The organism is Rouxiella silvae (assembly GCF_002093625.1).
GTDB classification, from domain to species: domain Bacteria; phylum Pseudomonadota; class Gammaproteobacteria; order Enterobacterales; family Enterobacteriaceae; genus Rouxiella; species Rouxiella silvae.
Map to the genome: position 1 here is coordinate 38379 of NZ_MRWD01000032.1, position 20408 is coordinate 58786.

The following is a 20408-nucleotide window of genomic DNA, read 5'->3' on the forward strand; positions in this document are numbered from 1 at the left end:
TGGGAGGGTTATTACTCATGAAAAACTACTTCAGCCAGCCCTGCTCGTGGGCGTTGTTCAGATGTACCAGCAGGTGTTCCCAAAGCAGTGGATTCACTTCGCTGATAAACGCGTTGCGCGAAAGCACCTGCTCCAGGCGAATGTTGTTCTCCACCCAACTCTGGCCCTTATTATTAAGATTCATCACCACCGGAAGAACGCGATCAATGACTAGCGCAAAGCGGGCTTCTGGCGTTTCACCCGCCTCGTACTCATTCCACAGCGCTAGAAACTGCTGATTCAGCGGTGAAGGCAGCATGCCGAACAGGCGATTAGCCGCTTCAACTTCTTTTGAGTGTACGGCTTCGCGTGCCGCTAGGTCATAAACCAGTACGTCACCCGCATCAATTTCGACGATATCGTGCAGCAGTGCCATGCGGATCACTTTTTGGATATCGATATCTTTTTCCGCGAAGGGCGCAAGGCTCATGGCTGCAACGGCGAAATGCCAGCTGTGCTCCGCCGAATTTTCCTGACGCTGTGTACCTAACACTTTGGTACGGCGTTGCACGCTTTTCAATTTATCGATTTCCATAAGAAATTGAAAAACTTCGGTCATCGGGCCGAAATTAAGTGCCGGAGAGGCTACGGACATAATTACACCTTAGTCATTTAGAGACGGCTGTTTCAGAAAAATCCTTTAACCCTGCATTTTGAATGCATTGTATTGAGTACGATACGGCTAAAAGGCAAAAAAATCATGTTCTAAGCCACGATTCATTAAAAATTTTTAACCGGGAATCGCATGAGTATCCCGTGGATTGTAAAGATGGCTGAGCCTTCGTTACATCGCTTTATACAATATTTAAGCTTACACGTGTACACTGGAATTGATCTCATATACAGTGCCGTTGCAGTTAAATTGTGTATTTTCTGGTCTCGAGGGTCTCAACGTATGGTTAAAGTATCACCACCGGGATATCCGTGGGCGGAAGAAATTGCCAATAGCCTCAGTCACGGCGTTGGCGTAATTTTTGGCATAGTGGGTCTGGTGCTTTTACTGGTACAGGCGGTGGGTGCCAATGCGGGCGCCATGGCTATTACCAGCTACAGCCTTTATGGCGGAAGCATGATCCTGCTGTTTTTGGCATCCACGCTTTATCACGCGATCCCGCATGAAAAAGCCAAGTATTGGCTTAAAAAACTTGACCATTGCGCCATTTATTTACTGATCGCCGGCACCTATACGCCGTTCCTGCTGGTGGGCTTGGATTCACCGCTGGCAAACGGATTAATGGTCGTTATCTGGTCGATTGCCGCTTTCGGCGTGGTGTTCAAGCTGGCATTTGCCCACCGATTTGAAGTGTTGTCTTTGATTATTTACCTGACCATGGGCTGGCTGTCGCTGATTGTGATTTATCAGCTGGCGATGAAGCTTTCTCACGGTGGTGTCATTCTGCTGGCTGCGGGGGGCATTATTTACACGCTGGGGGTTATTTTTTATGCCTCGAAGCGTATTCGATTTGGGCATGCAATCTGGCACGGCTTTGTGCTTGGTGGCTGTTTCTGCCATTTTCTGGCTATCTACTATTACGTTAGATAACGCAGGTAGGTTAGAAAAAACAGGTACTTTTGATAAAAATCTCTTCTGATCATTACCTACAGAGCCTCTTGTGCTGTGTAGGTATCTTTCTCTATTTTTAAACTACTATTCTCGGCTCACTCGGGAATGTTCTGAACATAACTTCGCTTATCTTTATGTCTAAATATTACAAAATGTAAATATAAAGAAGGAAGTTATGTCTAAACGGACCTTATTCAAATACTCGGCCTTGGCCGTTTCTTTATTTTGTCTCTATCCCGCCACGGTCGCTGCAAATACGTCGGCAGAATCCTCACCTTTGCTCGCAGAGATGCGCGGCTCAATCGAATCTCCTCGTCAATTTGTTTTAGACCAGCCTGGCGAACCGAACATGGTCGAAAAACAGTACCGCTGGCATGATCAAACGCCTTTGCAATCCACCGGTTTCTGGGTGGAAAAAGGCGAGACTGTGAAGATTAATGTCAACCATCAAGGGGGGAGTCTAACACCGGCTTTGGAGTTTTTTGTTACTACACCTGATGACAGAACCACTCACTATAGGCACGCATTCAAAAAGGCGCTGAAACAGGGTGACAATACTTTCTCTTCGGAAAAAAGCGGCATCATTTATATCGCTAATTATCACGCGCCAATTACCGGTGATATCAAAATAAACATCCTCTCAGGTGCGAAACCCTTTGCTCGTTTTGTTTTGAATCAGCACAGCGCCCAAGACTATCAGCAGATGCTGAGTCAATTTAAAGATATCCCCTACGTCGAATTAGTCAGTAAGCGAATGATGATCACCCTGCGCGGTGCTAAAGCCCTGAAACACATTGGCTCAAATGGCCCGGAGGAGATGCTTAAAAATTGGGACAAAATTGTTACGCTTGCTGAAAATCAGTACGGTTTGACCGAAGAAAGTACAAACAGCCCGCACCAGCGTATTCGTCACCGATTCCACTGGTTAGACGGCATATCTTTGCCCGGCGTGACCAATAATGACAACTGCGGGGGGTACATGAACTCGAGCTCCTGGCGGATGCAAGCCTGTACCGAGGACGCAATAGCAGACATTGTTAATAATAAACTCCTGACCAGCGATGAAGGCTGGGGAGGCTGGCATGAGCTGGGACATCAGTTCCAGATGATCCCGATTGATTGGGGAACCTCGGCGGGTGGGGGCAACATGACCGAAGTGGTGGTGAATTTGACCTCACTTTACGTCCAGCGTGAAATGGGCATGGCCTCAAGGCTGGAATCTGGCAGATCTTGGGATGAAGATGTCTTCCCCTATCTGAATCAATCCAAACGCGATTATCACAATCTCGATAGCCTATTCACCAAAGTCGCGATGCTCTGGCAGCTTGATCTGACCTTTGGCAGTGATTTTTATGCTCGACTTGGCAAGGTTTACCGTGAAATACCGCAAAAGCAGCAACCTGCTAATTCAGATGAAAAAGTTCAGCGTTTTATTCTGGAAACAAGCCGCCTTTCTGGCTACGACCTGACGCCTTTCTTTGATAAATGGGGCCTGCCGATAACCCAACAGACGAAGAAGAGTCTTGGCACACTTGACCTTAAAAAACTAGACGTTCCAATTTGGGATAATAGAGACAGCAACATACGTTATGATCTTTCACAAGGCATTGAAAAACCCCTTTCGGCAAAATTGCAAAATGCGAGTGCAGAAAGCGGCGATTTATCACATTGGCGTCTCGATCAAGGGCAATTCAGAGTCGTCAAAACCCAGGACGGAATCAAGCCTGCGCTAGGGAGTTATTTCTTTACTGCCCGCCTAAGTGACAGGGCCGCAGATTATGCACACCAGGACCAAATGACCCAAAGTATTAGCCTGGATAAGGCAACGGTAAGCCAGGGAGAGTCAACGGCCACTCTGAGCTTTAAAAGTAACAGCTGGGGAGATGGTGATTTCGGCACGGTAAGCCTTATTGCTCGCGACAAGCAGGGCGATACGCTGCAAACAAAAGCGGTTGATACCCAAAGTATTCGAAATAAGTGGTTAGACAATCATATTGTCATGGCGTTGCCTGCGGACAGCGCAACGTTAGCCGTGCAGGTTCAGGCAACTAAAAAAAGCGGAGAAATGTCAGACGTTCATTTTGATGATTTCGTTTTGAAAGTCGAAAAAGCCGTCGTGGGCGAGCCAGATAATTTACCTCCTGTTGCTCATGCCTCTGTTAATCCGACAAGCCTTACGGGTGCGGGGAAAATTACCCTAAGTGCTTCAGGCAGTTATGACCCAGAGGGTGAAAAGTTAATCTACCGATGGAAGCAGGTTGCAGGACCGACCGTGTCCCTCGGTTCACCTAATAAATTGCAGTCAACTGCGCAGCTTTCAGCCGTGAGCCAAAAAACGCTTTATAGTTTTGAAGTCACGGTAACAGATGTTAAGGGAGCCTATGCCACTCGTGCAGTGAGCATGACGCAACAGCCCGAAGTCACTAGCACAGTACCCGCTTGGGACCGATCAAAAACCTATCCTAAACCTTGTGTGAAAGTCTCTTATCAGGGCAAAGAGTGGTTTAACGGCTGGTGGACAGTGGGGAATATACCGGGTTCTGATGGCACGTTCGGGGTCTGGCGTGAGATGGGCGCGAAGGACATGCACGCAGCCTGTAAATAAGCTGCACTCAGGCGCTTACTTCCCGCAAACAGAGTCTTCTATTCTGTCTGCGGGAAGTAGACGTGTCACAAGGTGCAAACTCCTTGTAGCCAGCGGTCGGTGTTGCTTACTTCTCTTCTTCCAACGAATAAGGCAGCGGCTGAATGCGCAGAGAGCTTGAGGCCTCATCACGCACGCGAAGCAGGTTGTCGGTATTCAAATCGTTGTTCAGCACCGCCTGAACCCACACTGAGCCATCACCAAGCTGAACTGCCGCCAGCACGGTGCCGGTACGACGCCAGTTTTCACCCAGTTGCAGTTCAAGGTCATCGCCCGCTGCAGGCACTTTGCTTGACTTGCCCGCCAGCCAATAAAGGGCGCGCTTGTTGGCACCGCGATATTTCGCACGTGCTACCATCTCCTGACCGGCATAGCAGCCTTTGGTAAAGCTGATGCCTTCCAGTGCCTGAATATTGGTAGCCTGCGGGATAAACTGTACGCTGTTAACGGTATCGATCACCGGAAAACCTGCTTCAATATCCAGCGCCAGCCACTGTTGGCTATCGTTTAACTGCGCCTGTTCGCCAATTTCTTGTGTAATCTGCTGTGCTTTCTCGGGGCTGGTTACAATTAAATAACGCTCGGCAGGCAGGGTAAAGTGCAACAGCGTTGTTTCATCCTGTTGAACAACCTGATGGGTAGCATCCGGCAGCGTTGAGAAAATACTCTTCAGCGCCGCGCTGGCCTGAAAACCGGCCACGCCAAGCAGCACGACGTCGTCGTCTGCGGTGAAGGTGATTTTTGAGAACACCGCATACTTCTTCATTTCGTGCATCTGGTTGTCGCGCAGGTTGCGACGTTCAATAAACGCCATGCCGTCGCCGCGCTTGAAGAGACGCATGTTGCTCCACATTTTGCCTTTGGCATCGCAGTGCGCGCAAAGCACGTGGCAGTCGGGCGCGAGCTTCTCAACGTCGGTAGTGACCTGACCCTGTAGGTATTTGAGCGTGTCAGCACCGGTCACAGTGACCAGCGCCCAGTCTTCCAACGACATAATGGTCAGTGGAAGATGCGATGAAGATGCAGGTTTCTGCGGGGGAAACGGATACTTGTACGCCATGATATTTCCTAATCCTGTGCTGCTGATTTAGGGAGGTATACAGGCATGGTAAAAGAGCTGGCCCGCTTTGAAAACACTTATTGATACTGTTTACGGTACGTCTCGCATCGATTGCTTAGTCGTTACCATCACGACCTGCTATTTTGCGGCACGTTACCCAAAAATGAACATCGTGTGACATCCTTACACTGAATAGTTACGCGAGAACAGACTGGGCTGGTAGAATCAAGGCTGAATGATAAAAATGAACGCCCTTGTACAGTTACGTTGATGATGAGCCATTCCGTTAAAAAGAGCATTTATATGGATATCAGCACCATGGATATAAATAACAAATCACGCATCCACTGGGCTTGCCGCCGCGGCATGAAAGAACTCGACATGGCTATCATGCCGTTCTTTAACTATGAGTTCGATACCCTGAGTGATGAGGACAAACAGCAATTTGCCCGCTTGCTGGAGTGCGACGACCCCGACTTGTTTAACTGGTTAATGAATTACGGTGAGCCGGACGATGTGGAGTTGAAGCGTATGGTTAACCTGATTCAAACGCGAAATAAAGACCGTGGCCCTGTGGCAATGTGATTTAAGGGTGTCGTGGCGTAGCCAACTTTTCTCGTTGGCAGTTCATGGCATTCTAATTTTAGCCATCTTACTCACGCCCTGGCCGCCTGAAGATTGGGTTATCTGGCTGGTTTTACTGGTTATTGTCGTATCTCAGGCGATACGTAGTCAGCGTCGTATCAGCGCACGTCACGGCGAAATCAGCCTGCTGGCGCAAGATAGGCTCCTGTGGCGCAAGCAGGAGTGGAAAATTAAACAACCGGTGTGGATGATCGACAGCGGTATTTTGTTATCGCTCAAGAGAGAACACACGCCGCGCGGCTGGTTTAAAGCGCTTCGTGGAAAAAAGAACAAGCTTTGGCTGGCTTCAGACAGCATGAGTCAGGAGGAGTGGCGGCATCTGAGGCAGGTGTTGCTTACGGGCAAACGTGATGTGGCACCGGTCAAAAATCCCCCTCCGCTCTAGTGACTCAGTCACAAGGCGGAGGGCAAACTCTGCGTGAACACTTAGAGCAGGGCGTCCATCTCAAGTAGAATTTGGTCGCACCACTCCTGCAGCCGGTCTTCGCTCAGCTCGAACTGATTGACTTCGTCCAGCGCCAGGCCGACAAAGTGCTTACCGTCTGCGCTGAGCGGTTTCGGGCTGGTGAACTCAAAGCCTTCAATCGGCCAAAATCCGATAAACTGTACACCAAGCGGCAATAGGCGGTCATGTAACATGCCTAGCGCATCCAGGAACCATTCTCCGTATCCCAGTTGATCGCCCATGCCATACATAGCAACGATTTTTCCACGCAGGTTGAGGGTCGAAAGCCTCTCCCATACGGCTTCCCAGTCTTCCTGAATTTCACCGAAGTCCCAGGTGGGGATACCCAGAATCAAAATGTCGTACTCCTCCATTTTAGCCGGGTCGACATCCTTTAAATTGTGCAGATCCACCAGGTCTTCACCCAGAATTTCGCGGATTTTTTCAGCCGCCATCTCGGTGTAACAGGTGCTTGAACCATAGAAAAGACCAATCTTCATTATGCTTGCTGCCGTACTTAGTCGATCAATGAATGGCGGTCAGTGTACCAGATTTGTGCCAAATTAAGGCATAATGCGCGGGTATTACCTTCACCCTCGGCCCACCCTGGAAACAGGACAAAGGAGAAAATGTGCCTAAACCAGACGATGGCCAAATGCTGGTCGAACAGTTTCTCGACGCGCTGTGGCTTGAAAGAAACCTCGCCGAAAACACGCTGGCGTCCTATCGTCTAGACCTGAAGTCGCTGCTGATGTGGATGGACCATCATGAGACAGACCTGCTTCAAGTTCAGGCGCTTGAGTTGCAATCCTTCCTTGCCGAGCGCGTTGAGGGCGGCTACAAGGCGACCAGTTCTGCGCGCTTGCTCAGTGCGATGCGACGTTTCTTTCAGTATTTGAATCGTGAGTCGCTGCGTGATGATGACCCAACGGCGTTGCTCTCGTCGCCCAAACTGCCACAGCGGCTGCCTAAAGACCTCAGTGAAGCGCAGGTTGAAGCGCTGCTCGCGGCCCCCAGTACAGATATTCCTCTAGAGTTACGAGACAAGTCTATGCTCGAGCTGCTGTATGCTACTGGGCTACGCGTCTCCGAGCTTGTGGGACTTACACTGAGCGATATTAGTTTGCGACAGGGTGTGGTGCGGGTTATTGGTAAGGGTGACAAGGAGCGGCTGGTGCCGTTGGGAGAAGAGGCAGTCTATTGGCTGGAAAACTATCTTGAGCACGGCAGACCTTGGTTGATGAACGGCCAGTCGCTGGATATTGTTTTTCCCAGCAATCGCAGTCAAAAAATGACCCGTCAGACCTTTTGGCACCGGATTAAGCATTATGCTGTGCTGGCCGGTATCGATGCTGCAAGGCTGTCGCCGCACGTGTTAAGGCATGCATTTGCCACACATTTGTTGAACCACGGCGCAGATTTACGTGTCGTGCAGATGCTTTTGGGCCACAGTGACCTGTCGACCACGCAAATTTATACTCATGTAGCAACGGAGCGTTTAAAGCAGCTACATCAACAACATCACCCTCGTGCGTGATCCGAGGGATAACAAAGGACGTAACGATGAAAAAGACTTTACTCATGCTGGCCCTGGTGGCCACTGGTTTGACTCAGGCAGCACACGCCGACGACGCCGCCATGAAAAACACCTTCAAGAAGATTGGCCTTGAAAATCCACAAGTGAACACCTCGCCTATCAAGGGCTTAAAAGCGGTAACGACTCCGCAGGGTGTAATTTACGTCAGTGAAGACGGTAAATATGTGCTGCAAGGCCCTTTGTATGACGTGAGCGGTGAGCGTCCGGTTAATCTTAGCAATCAGGCATTGATCACTAAGCTCAACGCCTTGCAAAATGAGATGATCGTTTATAAGGCGGCGAAAGAGCAACGGGTGATCACGGTGTTCACCGACATCACCTGCGGCTATTGCCACAAACTGCATCAGCAGATGAAGGGCTATAACGATCTCGGCATTACCGTGCGTTATCTAGCCTTCCCGCGCGCCGGTTTGGGGTCGCCAACTGAAAAAGAAATGCAGTCAATCTGGAATACCGGTGACCGCAAAAAGGCGCTGGATGAGGCGATGCGCGGTGACGCAGTTTCCCCTATTGCCAAAACTGCCGACAGCAAGGTCGATATTTCCAAACACTTTGAGCTAGGTCAACAGCTTGGCGTAACGGGTACACCGGCCGTGGTGCTGGAAGACGGAACGCTGGTTCCGGGTTACCAACCGCCTGAGGCAATGGCCGCCATGCTGGGTATCAAAGCATAAGACTTTAACGGACGGCGGGATGACATCTCTGCCGTCCAAAATTATATAGGTGGTTGATTTTCGTGACAGTCAAGACCCAGCTTCGCCGTCGTGAGGCACAGGAAGGCGCCGATTTACCCGCGGACCTGCCCCCTTTGCTACGTCGTCTTTACGCCATGCGCGGAGTAAAACAGAGTCAGGAACTTGAGCGCGGCGTACGCGGTTTGCTCGATTATAAACAGCTCGATGGCATTGATGATGCCGTAAAACTGCTGCGAAACGCCCTGTCTGAGCGTCTACAGATTATGATTGTCGGGGACTTTGACGCCGACGGTGCAACCAGTACCGCGCTGACCGTGTTGTCGCTGCGCAGTATGGGCTACGACGGCGTGAAATATTTGGTGCCTAATCGTTTTGAAGACGGCTACGGGCTAAGTCCGGAAGTGGTTGAGCAGGCTGCGGCGCGCGGCGCACAGTTGATCCTCACCGTTGATAACGGTATTTCATCGCATGCGGGCGTTGAGCTGGCACATGAAAAGGGCATTCAGGTACTGATCACTGACCACCACTTGCCGGGTGAAACGCTGCCGGCTGCCGAAGCGATTATCAATCCTAATTTGCACGGCTGTGCTTTTCCGTCCAAATCGCTGGCGGGCGTTGGTGTAGCATTTTATTTGATGCTGGCGCTGCGCAGCTCGCTTCGCGAAAACGGCTGGTTTGAGCAGAGCGGCCTGCCGATGCCTAATTTGGCCGAATGGCTGGACTTGGTTGCGTTAGGAACTGTCGCCGATGTGGTGCCGCTGGATACCAACAACAGAATTTTGGTTTATCAGGGGCTTAACCGAATTCGCGCCGGTAAGTGCCGCCCAGGCGTTCGTGCGTTGCTCGAAGTCGCAGGGCGCGAGGCACGCCAGCTCACCGCCAGTGACTTGGGTTTTGCGCTTGGGCCACGGCTCAATGCGGCGGGGCGGCTTGACGACATGTCGGTGGGTGTAGCACTGCTGCTCAGCGAAGACATGGCGCAGGCGAGGGCCTTAGCGGGCGACCTTGACGCCCTGAATCTGATGCGTCGTGAAATCGAGCAGGGTATGCAGGTTGAAGCGCTGGCGCTGTGTGAGAAGCTGGAAACCAGTACTGAGAATCTACCGTTCGGGCTGGCGATGTATCATCCTGAGTGGCATCAGGGCGTGGTGGGTATACTGGCTTCGCGCTTGAAAGAACGCTTTAACCGTCCTGTCATTGCCTTTGCTCCTGCGGGTGATGGCGTGCTCAAAGGTTCGGGCCGGTCGATCAATGGGTTGCACATGCGCGACGCGCTGGAGCGGCTTGATACCCTTAATCCCGGGCTGATGATGAAGTTTGGCGGTCATGCAATGGCTGCGGGGCTTTCGCTCGAAGCGGATAAATTTGACCAGTTCCGCGATCTTTTTGCCGAGCTGGTGGGCGAATGGCTCGACCCGTCTTATCTTGAGGGCGTGGTATGGTCTGACGGCGAACTGACATCTCAGCAGATGTCTCTTGAAACTGCCGAGCAGATTCGCGAGGGAGGTCCGTGGGGGCAGTCGTTCCCAGAACCGGTATTCGACGGTACTTTCCGCATTCTGCAGCAGAAGCTTTTAAAAGAGCGGCATTTGAAACTGATGATCGAACCGCTGGGCGGCGGCCCGTTATTGGACGGTATTGCTTTTAATATCGACCCCACTTTATGGCCCGACAGCAGCGTGCGTGAGGTTCAACTGGCCTACAAGCTGGATATCAACGAATACCGCGGTAACCGTAACGTTCAACTGATGATCCAGCACCTGTGGCCACGCTAAGTCACGCAATATCCCTTCATTAGTGTAATTGTCACTCGACTTGCTATAAAACAGCCGCATATTCCTTTAGAATGTGCGGTTCGAATGGCGCTGTGCCAGATTTTACTCAACGTAAGACGCGAAAAAATCATGTTTGAAATTAATCCGGTAAAAAACCGCATTCAAGACTTGGCTGAAAGGGCCGCGGTTATTAGGGGGTATCTTTGACTATGATGCCAAGAAAGAACGCCTCGAAGAAGTAAATGCCGAGCTGGAACAGCCGGACGTATGGAATGAACCTGAACGCGCACAGGCGCTGGGCAAAGAGCGCTCGGCGTTGGAAGCCATTGTCGATACTATCGATGAGCTGACTCAGGGCCGTGAAGACGTGACCGGTCTGCTTGAGCTGGCAATTGAAGCTGAAGACGAAGAAACATTTAACGAAGCCGTAGCTGAACTTGACGTGCTGATGGCCAAGCTTGAACAGCTTGAATTCCGTCGTATGTTCTCTGGCGAATACGACAGTGCCGACTGCTATCTGGATATCCAGGCAGGCTCCGGCGGCACCGAGGCTCAGGACTGGGCCAGCATGCTGCTGCGTATGTTCCTGCGTTGGGCCGATTCTCGCGGCTTCAAAACCGAAATCATTGAAGAATCTGATGGCGACGTTGCTGGCACCAAATCGGCCACCGTCAAAATCATTGGTGACTACGCGTTCGGCTGGCTGCGTACTGAAACCGGCGTGCATCGCCTGGTACGTAAAAGCCCGTTCGACTCGGGCGGTCGTCGCCATACCTCCTTCAGTTCGGTGTTCGTTTATCCTGAAGTTGACGACGATATTGATATCGAAATCAATCCGTCAGATTTGCGTATCGACGTTTATCGTGCCTCCGGTGCCGGTGGTCAGCACGTCAACAAAACCGAATCTGCGGTACGTATTACCCACATGCCAACCAACATTGTGGTGCAGTGTCAGAACGACCGTTCACAGCATAAGAACAAAGATCAGGCCATGAAGCAGCTGAAAGCTAAGCTTTATGAGTATGAAATGCAAAAGAAAAATGCTGATAAACAACAGGCGGAAGACAACAAGTCTGATATCGGTTGGGGCAGCCAGATCCGTTCCTACGTTCTGGATGACTCTCGTATCAAAGACCTGCGCACAGGTGTTGAAACACGCAATACACAGGCCGTATTAGATGGCGACCTGGATAAATTCATCGAAGCAAGTTTGAAAGCCGGGTTATAAGGAACCGAAATGTCTGAGCAACAACCATCTGGGCAGCAGCCACAGGGCGCAGAACACGTGCAGGAACTTAACAACGAGCTGAAAGCGCGTCGTGAGAAGCTGGCCCTTTTGCGTGAAAAAGGCATCGCTTTCCCGAACGATTTCCGTCGTGATAGCATTTCCGATGCACTGCACGCTGAATATGGCAACAAAGAAAACGAAGAGCTGGAAGCGCTGAACGTCGAAGTCACCGTCGGTGGCCGTATGATGACCCGCCGTATCATGGGTAAAGCGTCTTTCGTCACCTTGCAAGACGTCGGCGGCCGCATTCAGCTGTACGTTTCGCGTGACGACCTGCTTGAAGGTCAGTACAACGAAGAGTTCAAGAAGTGGGACCTGGGCGATATCCTCGGCGCTCGCGGTAAGCTGTTCAAAACCAAGACCGGCGAACTCTCTATCCACGTTACTGAACTGCGTCTGTTGACTAAAGCGCTGCGTCCGTTGCCAGACAAGTTCCACGGCCTTGCCGATCAGGAAACCCGTTATCGTCAGCGTTATCTTGATCTGATTGCTAACGACGAGTCGCGCAACACCTTTAAAATCCGCTCACAAATCATGGCTGGCATCCGCAAGTTCATGGTTGAGCAGGACTTTATGGAAGTTGAAACGCCGATGATGCAGGTTATTCCCGGTGGTGCTTCTGCGCGTCCGTTTATCACTCACCACAATGCGCTGGACATCGATATGTACCTGCGTATTGCACCAGAGCTGTATTTGAAGCGTTTGGTGGTGGGCGGCTTCGATCGCGTGTTCGAGATCAACCGTAACTTCCGTAACGAAGGCGTTTCTCCGCGTCATAACCCAGAGTTCACCATGATGGAACTCTATATGGCGTATGCGGACTACCGTGACCTGATTGTGCTGACAGAATCTTTGTTCCGCACGCTGACCGAAACCGTTCTTGGCAGCAGTGTTGTGCAGTATGGCGATCAAACCTTCGACTTCGGTAAGCCGTTTACCAAGCTGACCATGACCGAAGCGATCCTTAAATATCGTCCTGAAACCAACGTAGCCGATCTGGCAGACATGGCGAAGGCGACGGTTATCGCGGAATCTCTTGGTATTAAAATCGAGAAAAGCTGGGGTCTGGGCCGTATAGTTTGTGAAATCTTTGAAGAAACCGCTGAAAGCCAACTCATTCAGCCAACCTTCATTACTGAATATCCGGCAGAGGTTTCTCCACTGGCGCGCCGCAACGACGATAACCCAGAAGTGACCGATCGCTTCGAGTTCTTCATCGGCGGACGTGAAATCGGTAACGGCTTCTCTGAGCTCAATGACGCAGAAGATCAGGCTCAGCGCTTTGCCGACCAGGTTGCGGCGAAAGACGCAGGCGATGACGAAGCAATGTTCTATGATGAAGACTACGTGACCGCTCTGGAACACGGTATGCCACCAACCGCCGGCCTCGGCATTGGTATCGACCGTATGGTTATGCTGTTTACCAACAGCCACACCATCCGCGACGTTATTCTGTTCCCGGCGATGCGCCCACAGAAATAACCGTGCCACACCCTCTTCTGCAAAGGAGAGGGTGATTTATTTTCTTCACTATCTAGTCGTATCCCTCTAAATATCCTCACTTTTTTACAGTAAAAAACCTGCTAGAAGGTGAATCGTATCCTTAAAATTTATGCGTAAAAATTACAAGATTATTTGTATTTTATAAGCATGATTTTACAGGACGAAACATTTATTGGCATCAATAGCCAATTACACTCATTAACATTGTGGTAAAATTTTTACATATTCTTCCTTATATGTAAGGAAGGAATTAACAACTTATAACGCTGGTAATAGGCGTATAACAAATTTCCCCAACATTTTGGTTATTCAACACCCGCTATGTCGTCTAAAACTACTGGAAATTCCCGTCGAGACTTCCTTCTCAAAACCATCGCAATTGCTCCCGCTGTGGCTTTAAATGGAACCGGTTTCATGGCTATGTCAGCGCCGGCTCAGGCCGATGAAAAAAAACCGTCCGAGTCGTCATCCGCTGTGAAAGCGCCTGATTATCACCCCACCAAGTTTACCGCCGAAGAGTATGCTTTTGTTCAAGCTGCCGTTGCGCGACTGATCCCGGCAGACGATCGTGGACCTGGCGCGCTGGAAGCCGGTGTGCCCGAGTTTATCGACCGTCAAATGGACACGCCTTACGCCACCGGTGCCAACTGGTACATGCAGGGGCCGTTTCATCCCGAAGCCGAACATGATTTTGGTTACCAGCTGCCGCTGGGGCCTTTCGCGATTTATCAGCTGGGTATCAGCGATGCCAACGACTACTCGAAAGCCAAGTTCGGCAAGGTATTCACTGAGCTGACGACAGAGCAGCAAGAGTCCCTGCTGATGGAATTTGAGAGCGGCAAGGCTGAGTTCAAACAGGTTCCGAGCAAAGTTTTCTTCTCTTTCCTGCTGCAAAACACCCGTGAAGGCTTCTTCAGTGACCCTATCCACGGTGGCAATCACCAGATGGTCGGCTGGAAGCTCATCGGATTCCCCGGTGCCCGTGCAGACTTTATGGACTGGGTTGAACGCGGCGAACGTTATCCGTTCCCGCCGGTGTCTATCAGTGGTGAAAGAGCGTAATTATGACTAAAGCAATGAAGAAAGTAGATGCAGTCATCGTCGGTTTTGGTTGGGCCGGTTCAATTATGGCCAAAGAGCTGACCGAAGCCGGTTTGAGCGTGGTTGCGCTTGAGCGTGGCCCGAGCCGAGATACCTATCCAGACGGCGCCTATCCGCAGGTAGTGGATGAGCTGACCTATAACATTCGTAAAAAGCTGTTCCAGGACTTGTCGAAAAGCACCGTGACTATTCGTCACAACGTGACCCAGACCGCCTTACCTTATCGCCAACTTAATGCGTTTCTTCCTGGGACCGGTACCGGTGGTGCAGGTCTGCACTGGTCAGGCGTGCATTTCCGCGTGGATCCTGTCGAACTGAACCTGCGCAGCCACTATGAAGAACGCTACGGCAAGAAATTTATTCCTGAGGGTATGACCATTCAGGACTTCGGCGTTAACTATAACGAGCTGGAGCCGTTCTTCGACAAAGCTGAGAAAGTGTTTGGTACTTCCGGTTCGCCGTGGACGATTAAAGGTCAGCTAGTTGGCAAAGATAAAGGCGGAAATCCGTTTGCGCCAGACCGCTCCGACCGTTTCCCGCTTCCGGCACAAAAACGCACTTATTCTGCCCAACTGTTTGCTCAGGCGGCGGAGTCGGTGGGGTATCATCCTTACGATCTGCCATCGGCCAACACCTCAGGCCCTTATACCAACACCTACGGCGCACAGATGGGCCCGTGCAACTTCTGCGGATACTGCAGCGGCTATGCGTGCTACATGTATTCCAAAGCTTCACCGAACGTCAATATTCTGCCGTCGCTGCGTCAGGAGTCTACGTTTGAGCTGCGCAACAACGCCTACGTGCTGCGTGTTAACCTAACGGGTGACAAAAAACGCGCGACCGGCGTGACCTACGTGGACGCGCTGGGCCAGCAGGTTGAGCAACCCGCTGACCTGGTTATTCTCTCTGCGTTCCAGTTCCACAACGTTCACCTGATGCTACTTTCCGGCATCGGTAAACCTTATGATCCGGTGACCAACGAAGGTGTAGTGGGCCGCAACTTTGCCTACCAGAACCTGACCACCATCAAAACCTTCTTTGAGACCGACAAGTTCACCAACACCTTTATAGGTGCCGGTGGAGCAGGGGTGGGCGTCGACGATTTCAACGCCGACAACTTCGATCATGCCAAATACGGCTTTGTCGGCGGCTCGCCGTTCTGGGTAAACCAGGCCGGTTCCAAGCCGATTTCAGGTTTGCCGATCCCTCCAGGTACGCCAAACTGGGGCAGCAAGTGGAAGGCCGCGGTAGCCGATGCTTATACTCATAACGTTTCAATGGATGCCCACGGGGCGCATCAGTCTTATCGTGCTAACTATCTTGACCTCGACCCTACCTACAAAGACGTCTACGGCCAGCCGCTGCTGCGCATGACCTTTGACTGGCAGGAAAATGACGTGAAGATGTCGCAATTTATGTACGACAAGATGCACAAGATTGCCGAAGCGATGAACCCGAAACTGATCACCGGCGCGCCTAAAAATGCCAATACGCATTTTGACAGCACGGTTTATCAGACCACCCACATGAATGGCGGGGCGATTATGGGCGAAGATCCAAAAACCAGCGCCGTTAACCGCTATTTGCAAAGCTGGGACGTGCACAACGTCTTTGTGCCGGGCGCCTCCGCTTTCCCGCAGGGACTGGGCTATAACCCAACTGGCATGGTGGCAGCATTGACTTACTGGTCTGCAAAAGCAATTCGTGAGACCTATTTGAAAAACCCAGGCCCACTGGTACAGGCATAAGGATATCGCTATGAAAACATTACTTTCTGCCTTGTTCTTGGGATCGGTGGCCTTTGCTGCCTTGGCCGATGATAACGCCAATGCGGACCTGATTAAACGCGGTGAATATCTGGCGAGAGCCGGTGACTGTGTTGCCTGCCATACCACCGCGGGCGGCAAGCCGTTTGCAGGTGGGCTAAAAATGGTCACCCCGATAGGGGCTATTTATTCCACGAACATCACACCGGATAAAACCAACGGTATTGGCGATTATACGCTCGAAGATTTTGAAAAAGCAGTGCGTAAAGGTGTGGCGAAAAACGGTCAAACGCTGTATCCGGCGATGCCGTTCCCGTCCTATTCCGTAGTGAGCGATGAAGATATGAAGGCGCTGTATGCCTACTTCATGCACGGCGTTGAGCCGGTTGCCGAACCTAACCGTGACAGCGATATTCCGTGGCCGCTCTCTATGAGATGGCCTCTGGCTATCTGGCGTACCGCTTTCGCGCCGAAGGTGCAGCCTTTCGCCGGTAAACTTGATGAAGACTCGCAGCTTGCGCGCGGCCGTTATCTGGTTGAAGGCCTGGGTCACTGCGGCGCTTGCCACACCCCGCGCAGCATCACTATGCAGGAAAAAGCCATGAACAATGGCGAGGGCAATAACTTCCTCTCCGGCAGTGCTGCGCCCGTCGATGGCTGGACCGCCAGCAATCTGCGTGGCGATAATCAGGACGGATTGGGTCGCTGGAGCGAAGACGATCTGGTGCAGTTCCTGCGCACCGGCCGTAACGATCACACCGCCGTATTTGGCGGCATGACCGACGTGGTGAAACACAGCTTGCAGTACCTGACGCCGGAAGACGCCACGGCAATCGCTCGCTACCTTAAGTCGCTGGATGCCAAAGACAGCAGCAAACCGGCCTTCAAGCCGGACGACAGCGTGGCAAAAGCGCTGTGGAAAGGTGACGACAGCAAACCCGGCGCCGCCGTGTATGTTGACAGCTGCGCCGCGTGTCACAAGACCGATGGCACTGGCTATAAGCGCTTCTTCCCAGAGCTGAAAGGCAATCCGGTGGTGCTGGCGAAAGATCCAACGTCGCTTATCCACATCGTGCTGACCGGTAATACATTGCCGGGCGTTATCGGTGCACCTTCGAACATCACCATGCCTGCTTTCGGCTGGCGTTTGAACAACCAGCAGGTGGCAGACGTGGTGAAATTTATCCGCACCAGCTGGGGCAACATGGCGCAAGAACCCGTCACCGCCGACGATGTCAAAAAGATCCGTGAAGACAAAAATGTCATCACCAATCCAAAACAGTTAGGTAATCAGAATATCGAACTGCTGACGCCGATTGAGTAACCCGCGCTGGCCGCTGTTTGCACAAGGTACGGCATCGATTAAGCATGAGATGCGTTTCTTCATTTAAGCGCTGTTAATAAACAAAGGGGTCGCCTGTGATACAGGCGACCCCTTTATGTTTTTTGAGCTAAATGCTTAAATCCTCAGCAATTATTTGGATGCATTCCTTGCTAGTACTGCGTAACCCGTTATAATGCCAGCCACACACCGAAGCGGGTGTAGTTCAATGGTAGAACGGTAGCTTCCCAAGCTGCATACGAGGGTTCGATTCCCTTCACCCGCTCCATGACCTTTCTTAAAGCATCTCAATTTACTGAATCCTAAGGGATATGGCTCAAAGCCTTCCGATAGTTTTACTCACTGTAACCAACACTGTGACTAACTTTGTTGACGTAGTGAGCGGACCTAAGGTCTCAGTACATGCTCAACTCAATAACCTATCTTTATCAGCGCAATGGCGTCTTCTATATCCGACTTAGGATGAAGGCTATTGGTCGCTTTCCGGCTTCGCTTCCACAACATAAACGTTATAAACTTACGTCAGTATCATTACGGACCAAGGACAGGCGTACCGCTATGGCTCACTCTCGGCACATCAAGGCAGCACTAAAAGTAATCCATGCAGACCGACCTGATGCCACCTATGAGGAAATGAGGGGGCACCTTAGGGAAGTTGCAGAGTGGGAACTTTCAACGGGACGTTCAGACCTATTCGAGCCAGACATGAGAGATCTCTATCGGGACCAGTACAGCGAATTAGGCGAGAGCCTTACTGATGCGCTGGCGAGTGAACCCCTGAACATTGACCAGCATCGTTACATCAATGAGGCTCTGGAAGTGCTCAAGGCGTGCATGAAACGCATCGAAGCTGGAGACAGTAAGCCTCTTATAGATTACGTCGATGGATTTAATGATGTTAGTCGTTCAAGTGATCAAACCTCTGCTTCATTATCTGTAAATGCTCCAGAAGTTAATTCCGGGGTCACTGTAGCGAGCCTCTTTGAGCAATACGAAGCGGAAAACGCTCAGAACTGGAAGCCAGCCACCTTAAAAGAAAACAAAGCGTCCCACGCTACATTAATTGAAATCTTCGGCTATCTCGGTCTCAATGCTGATGCTAATAGGGCCGATATACTCAAGGTTCGTGATGTGCTCCAACAGTTACCGAAGAATCGTAAGCAGCGCTTTAAGGATATCCTGTTGGTTGACCTGCTGAGTCGTGAAGATAAGACTGATTGTCTTGATGTGGTCACTATCAATAATAAATATCTTATTAAGATGGCGGCTGTCTTCAAGTGGGCTTTACGCAACGACCTGATCAAAAAGAATATGACTGAGGGTCTGGAACTGAAGGTTCCTCAGCGTAAAGCTTCAGAGGCCCGTAATGCTTTCTCTACGGTGCAAGTAAATCAACTATTGGATGCCGCCCAAGTTTACTCACAAAAGCCTTCTGGTAAGCCCTATCACTATTACGTTACCGTTTTGGCTGCTATCACTGGAGCAAGACTTAATGAAGTAGCTCAGCTACAGGTCAAGGATGTCAGGGCCACGGAAGTCGGAACCGTTTATATCCATATCAATGAAGATGACAGTAGCTTACCCGGTAAGAGCATCAAGAATGCCCACAGTGATCGCTGTGTGCCTCTGGTCGATGGAGCCTATGGTTTTGTATTGGCTGACTTTATGACGCTTGTAGAAGCCCGTAGTAATACTGGTGGGGGGGATGCTATGGTGTTTAATGAACTTCGCCTCATGAAGAATGGTTACGGTGAGCAGGTAAGCAAATGGTTTAACCGGACGTTGTTACCTAAGGTTATTATTGACCGTGACGGATTGGCGTTCCACTCGTTCAGGCATACAGTTGGGAACCAGTTAAGACAACATGGGGTTGAATTGGCGTATGCTCAGGCGATTATGGGTCATAGCTCAGGATCAATTACCTATGACCGCTACGCTAAAGAGGTTGAGGTAGATAGATTGGTTAATGTAATGGCAGAAATTTATAAGGAGATTGGATTAAATGGCTGAGTATTTCCCAGCAGTTTTTGAAGGCGAGGCTTTTAATTGTCCATATTGCGGGGTTTATGCTCGGCAATTTTGGCGTACATTATTCGGTAATGGTCAGCATATGGTGTCAAAGGATACACCCTTCAAGATGTCGTCATGTTCACATTGTGGCGACAGTGCCTATTGGTTCGAAGAAAAAATGATGGTCCCTGCTGCGGGTAATGTTGAGTTGCCTAATCAAGACATGCCGGAAGACTGCAAGGCTGATTACATGGAAGCCCGAAGTATTATCAATCTGTCTCCTAAAGGGGCCGCAGCGCTTCTCCGTCTGTGCCTCCAGAAACTGATGGTCCACTTAGGCGAGCCGGGGAATAACATTAACGCTGATATTAAGTCTCTCGTTGAGAAGGGGCTGCCTCCTCGTATCCAGCAAGCAGCAGACATATGTCGAATTGTTGGTAATCAGGCCGTTCATCCCGGAGAGATTAGCCTTGATGACGATCCACAGTTAACACACGGTCTCTTTAAGCTGCTGAACATCATTGTCGATGACCGAATTACGAGACCAAAGGAAATCGAAACGATGTTCCAGAGTATGCCTGAGGGACCACGGCAAGGCATTGAGAATCGGGACAAAAAGAGTGCTTAAGGTAATACAGACCTAATACGACTCACTAAGGGGAGAGGGAAGACAATAAAGTGTTTCCTCTATGAAAATTAACCGTAACTTATCGCATCCTTTCAGGGGCGGGATGACCAATTTACAGACACCAAGCGTTCTACTTAAAGAATGCTTCCTGTGTGCTCTGGGTCAGTCGATAAGTGAATAGCAATAGAAATCATATTTAATTATGGTCTCTGGTCTACAGGGGCTTAAACTTAAAGATTTACTTAAAGACCATTAAGATACTTAGAGTTTAATTAATTGTTTTAATTAAAAGATAATCATTAAAAG

17 protein-coding genes and 1 tRNA gene are annotated in these 20408 nt (G+C 50.5%); 15 read left to right on the forward strand and 3 right to left on the reverse strand.

Annotated elements, in window-relative coordinates:
- Positions 1 to 25 precede the first annotated feature (25 nt).
- Complete coding sequence (locus BS639_RS14025; RefSeq protein ID WP_084983395.1) at positions 26 to 634, reverse strand: HD domain-containing protein; 609 nt, start codon at positions 632 to 634, stop codon at positions 26 to 28.
- 300 nt (positions 635 to 934) lie between these two features.
- Between BS639_RS14025 and trhA the strand changes: the two genes are divergently transcribed.
- Positions 935 to 1582 carry a PAQR family membrane homeostasis protein TrhA gene (gene trhA, locus BS639_RS14030; RefSeq protein ID WP_055772686.1) on the forward strand — a complete coding sequence of 216 codons (648 nt, stop codon included), beginning with the start codon at positions 935 to 937 and terminating at the stop codon, positions 1580 to 1582.
- 196 nt (positions 1583 to 1778) lie between these two features.
- Positions 1779 to 4208, forward strand: a complete 2430-nt coding sequence (locus BS639_RS14035; protein ID WP_084983396.1) for a M60 family metallopeptidase — start codon at positions 1779 to 1781, stop codon at positions 4206 to 4208.
- A 106-nt stretch (positions 4209 to 4314) separates the two neighbouring features.
- Here BS639_RS14035 and ygfZ read toward each other — a convergent pair whose 3' ends face one another.
- Positions 4315 to 5307 (reverse strand): tRNA-modifying protein YgfZ, encoded by a 993-nt coding sequence (gene ygfZ, locus BS639_RS14040; protein WP_084983397.1) that lies wholly within the window; start codon positions 5305 to 5307, stop codon positions 4315 to 4317.
- Between the two features lie 318 nt (positions 5308 to 5625).
- Between ygfZ and sdhE the strand changes: the two genes are divergently transcribed.
- Positions 5626 to 5892 carry an FAD assembly factor SdhE gene (sdhE, locus tag BS639_RS14045; RefSeq protein ID WP_055773174.1) on the forward strand — a complete coding sequence of 89 codons (267 nt, stop codon included), beginning with the start codon at positions 5626 to 5628 and terminating at the stop codon, positions 5890 to 5892.
- A complete protein-coding gene (locus BS639_RS14050; protein ID WP_055772695.1) occupies positions 5873 to 6337 on the forward strand; it encodes a protein YgfX in 465 nt (154 codons plus the stop codon). The genes sdhE and BS639_RS14050 overlap by 20 nt, the downstream gene beginning before the upstream one ends.
- 41 nt (positions 6338 to 6378) lie before the next feature.
- Here the strand turns inward: BS639_RS14050 and fldB are convergent, their stop codons facing one another.
- The gene (gene fldB / locus BS639_RS14055) at positions 6379 to 6897 is read right to left on the reverse strand and encodes a flavodoxin FldB (protein WP_055772698.1); all 519 of its coding nucleotides are present in this window, start codon (positions 6895 to 6897) and stop codon (positions 6379 to 6381) included.
- 155 nt (positions 6898 to 7052) lie between these two features.
- Between fldB and xerD the strand changes: the two genes are divergently transcribed.
- The 11 genes from xerD (at position 7053) to BS639_RS14110 (ending at position 20102) form a co-directional block, all read left to right on the forward strand.
- The gene (gene xerD / locus BS639_RS14060) at positions 7053 to 7934 is read left to right on the forward strand and encodes a site-specific tyrosine recombinase XerD (RefSeq protein WP_055773177.1); all 882 of its coding nucleotides are present in this window, start codon (positions 7053 to 7055) and stop codon (positions 7932 to 7934) included.
- Between the two features lie 26 nt (positions 7935 to 7960).
- Entirely contained in the window at positions 7961 to 8668 is a 708-nt protein-coding gene (gene dsbC / locus BS639_RS14065) for a bifunctional protein-disulfide isomerase/oxidoreductase DsbC (protein ID WP_055772701.1), read from the forward strand.
- A 62-nt stretch (positions 8669 to 8730) separates the two neighbouring features.
- Positions 8731 to 10464 (forward strand): single-stranded-DNA-specific exonuclease RecJ, encoded by a 1734-nt coding sequence (recJ, locus tag BS639_RS14070; protein WP_055772704.1) that lies wholly within the window; start codon positions 8731 to 8733, stop codon positions 10462 to 10464.
- 129 nt (positions 10465 to 10593) lie between these two features.
- Positions 10594 to 11692 (forward strand): peptide chain release factor 2 gene (gene prfB / locus BS639_RS14075; RefSeq protein WP_139804108.1). Its coding sequence is split into 2 segments (ribosomal slippage): positions 10594 to 10668 and positions 10670 to 11692, totalling 1098 coding nucleotides; the frame shifts between segments, so codons are not numbered across the junction.
- A 9-nt stretch (positions 11693 to 11701) separates the two neighbouring features.
- Positions 11702 to 13234 carry a lysine--tRNA ligase gene (gene lysS, locus BS639_RS14080; RefSeq protein ID WP_055772708.1) on the forward strand — a complete coding sequence of 511 codons (1533 nt, stop codon included), beginning with the start codon at positions 11702 to 11704 and terminating at the stop codon, positions 13232 to 13234.
- A gap of 342 nt (positions 13235 to 13576) precedes the next feature.
- A complete protein-coding gene (locus BS639_RS14085) occupies positions 13577 to 14317 on the forward strand; it encodes a gluconate 2-dehydrogenase subunit 3 family protein (protein ID WP_055772711.1) in 741 nt (246 codons plus the stop codon).
- Between the two features lie 2 nt (positions 14318 to 14319).
- Positions 14320 to 16104: a GMC family oxidoreductase gene (locus BS639_RS14090; protein WP_084983398.1), complete on the forward strand. Its 1785-nt coding sequence runs from the start codon at positions 14320 to 14322 to the stop codon at positions 16102 to 16104.
- A gap of 10 nt (positions 16105 to 16114) precedes the next feature.
- A complete protein-coding gene (locus tag BS639_RS14095) occupies positions 16115 to 17446 on the forward strand; it encodes a cytochrome c (RefSeq protein ID WP_084983399.1) in 1332 nt (443 codons plus the stop codon).
- A gap of 212 nt (positions 17447 to 17658) precedes the next feature.
- A tRNA-Gly gene (locus BS639_RS14100) sits at positions 17659 to 17732 on the forward strand.
- Between the two features lie 134 nt (positions 17733 to 17866).
- Complete coding sequence (locus BS639_RS14105) at positions 17867 to 19474, forward strand: site-specific integrase (RefSeq protein WP_084983400.1); 1608 nt, start codon at positions 17867 to 17869, stop codon at positions 19472 to 19474.
- Positions 19467 to 20102: a DUF4145 domain-containing protein gene (locus BS639_RS14110; protein ID WP_084983401.1), complete on the forward strand. Its 636-nt coding sequence runs from the start codon at positions 19467 to 19469 to the stop codon at positions 20100 to 20102. Before BS639_RS14105 ends, BS639_RS14110 begins: the two co-directional genes overlap by 8 nt.
- Positions 20103 to 20408 lie beyond the last annotated feature (306 nt).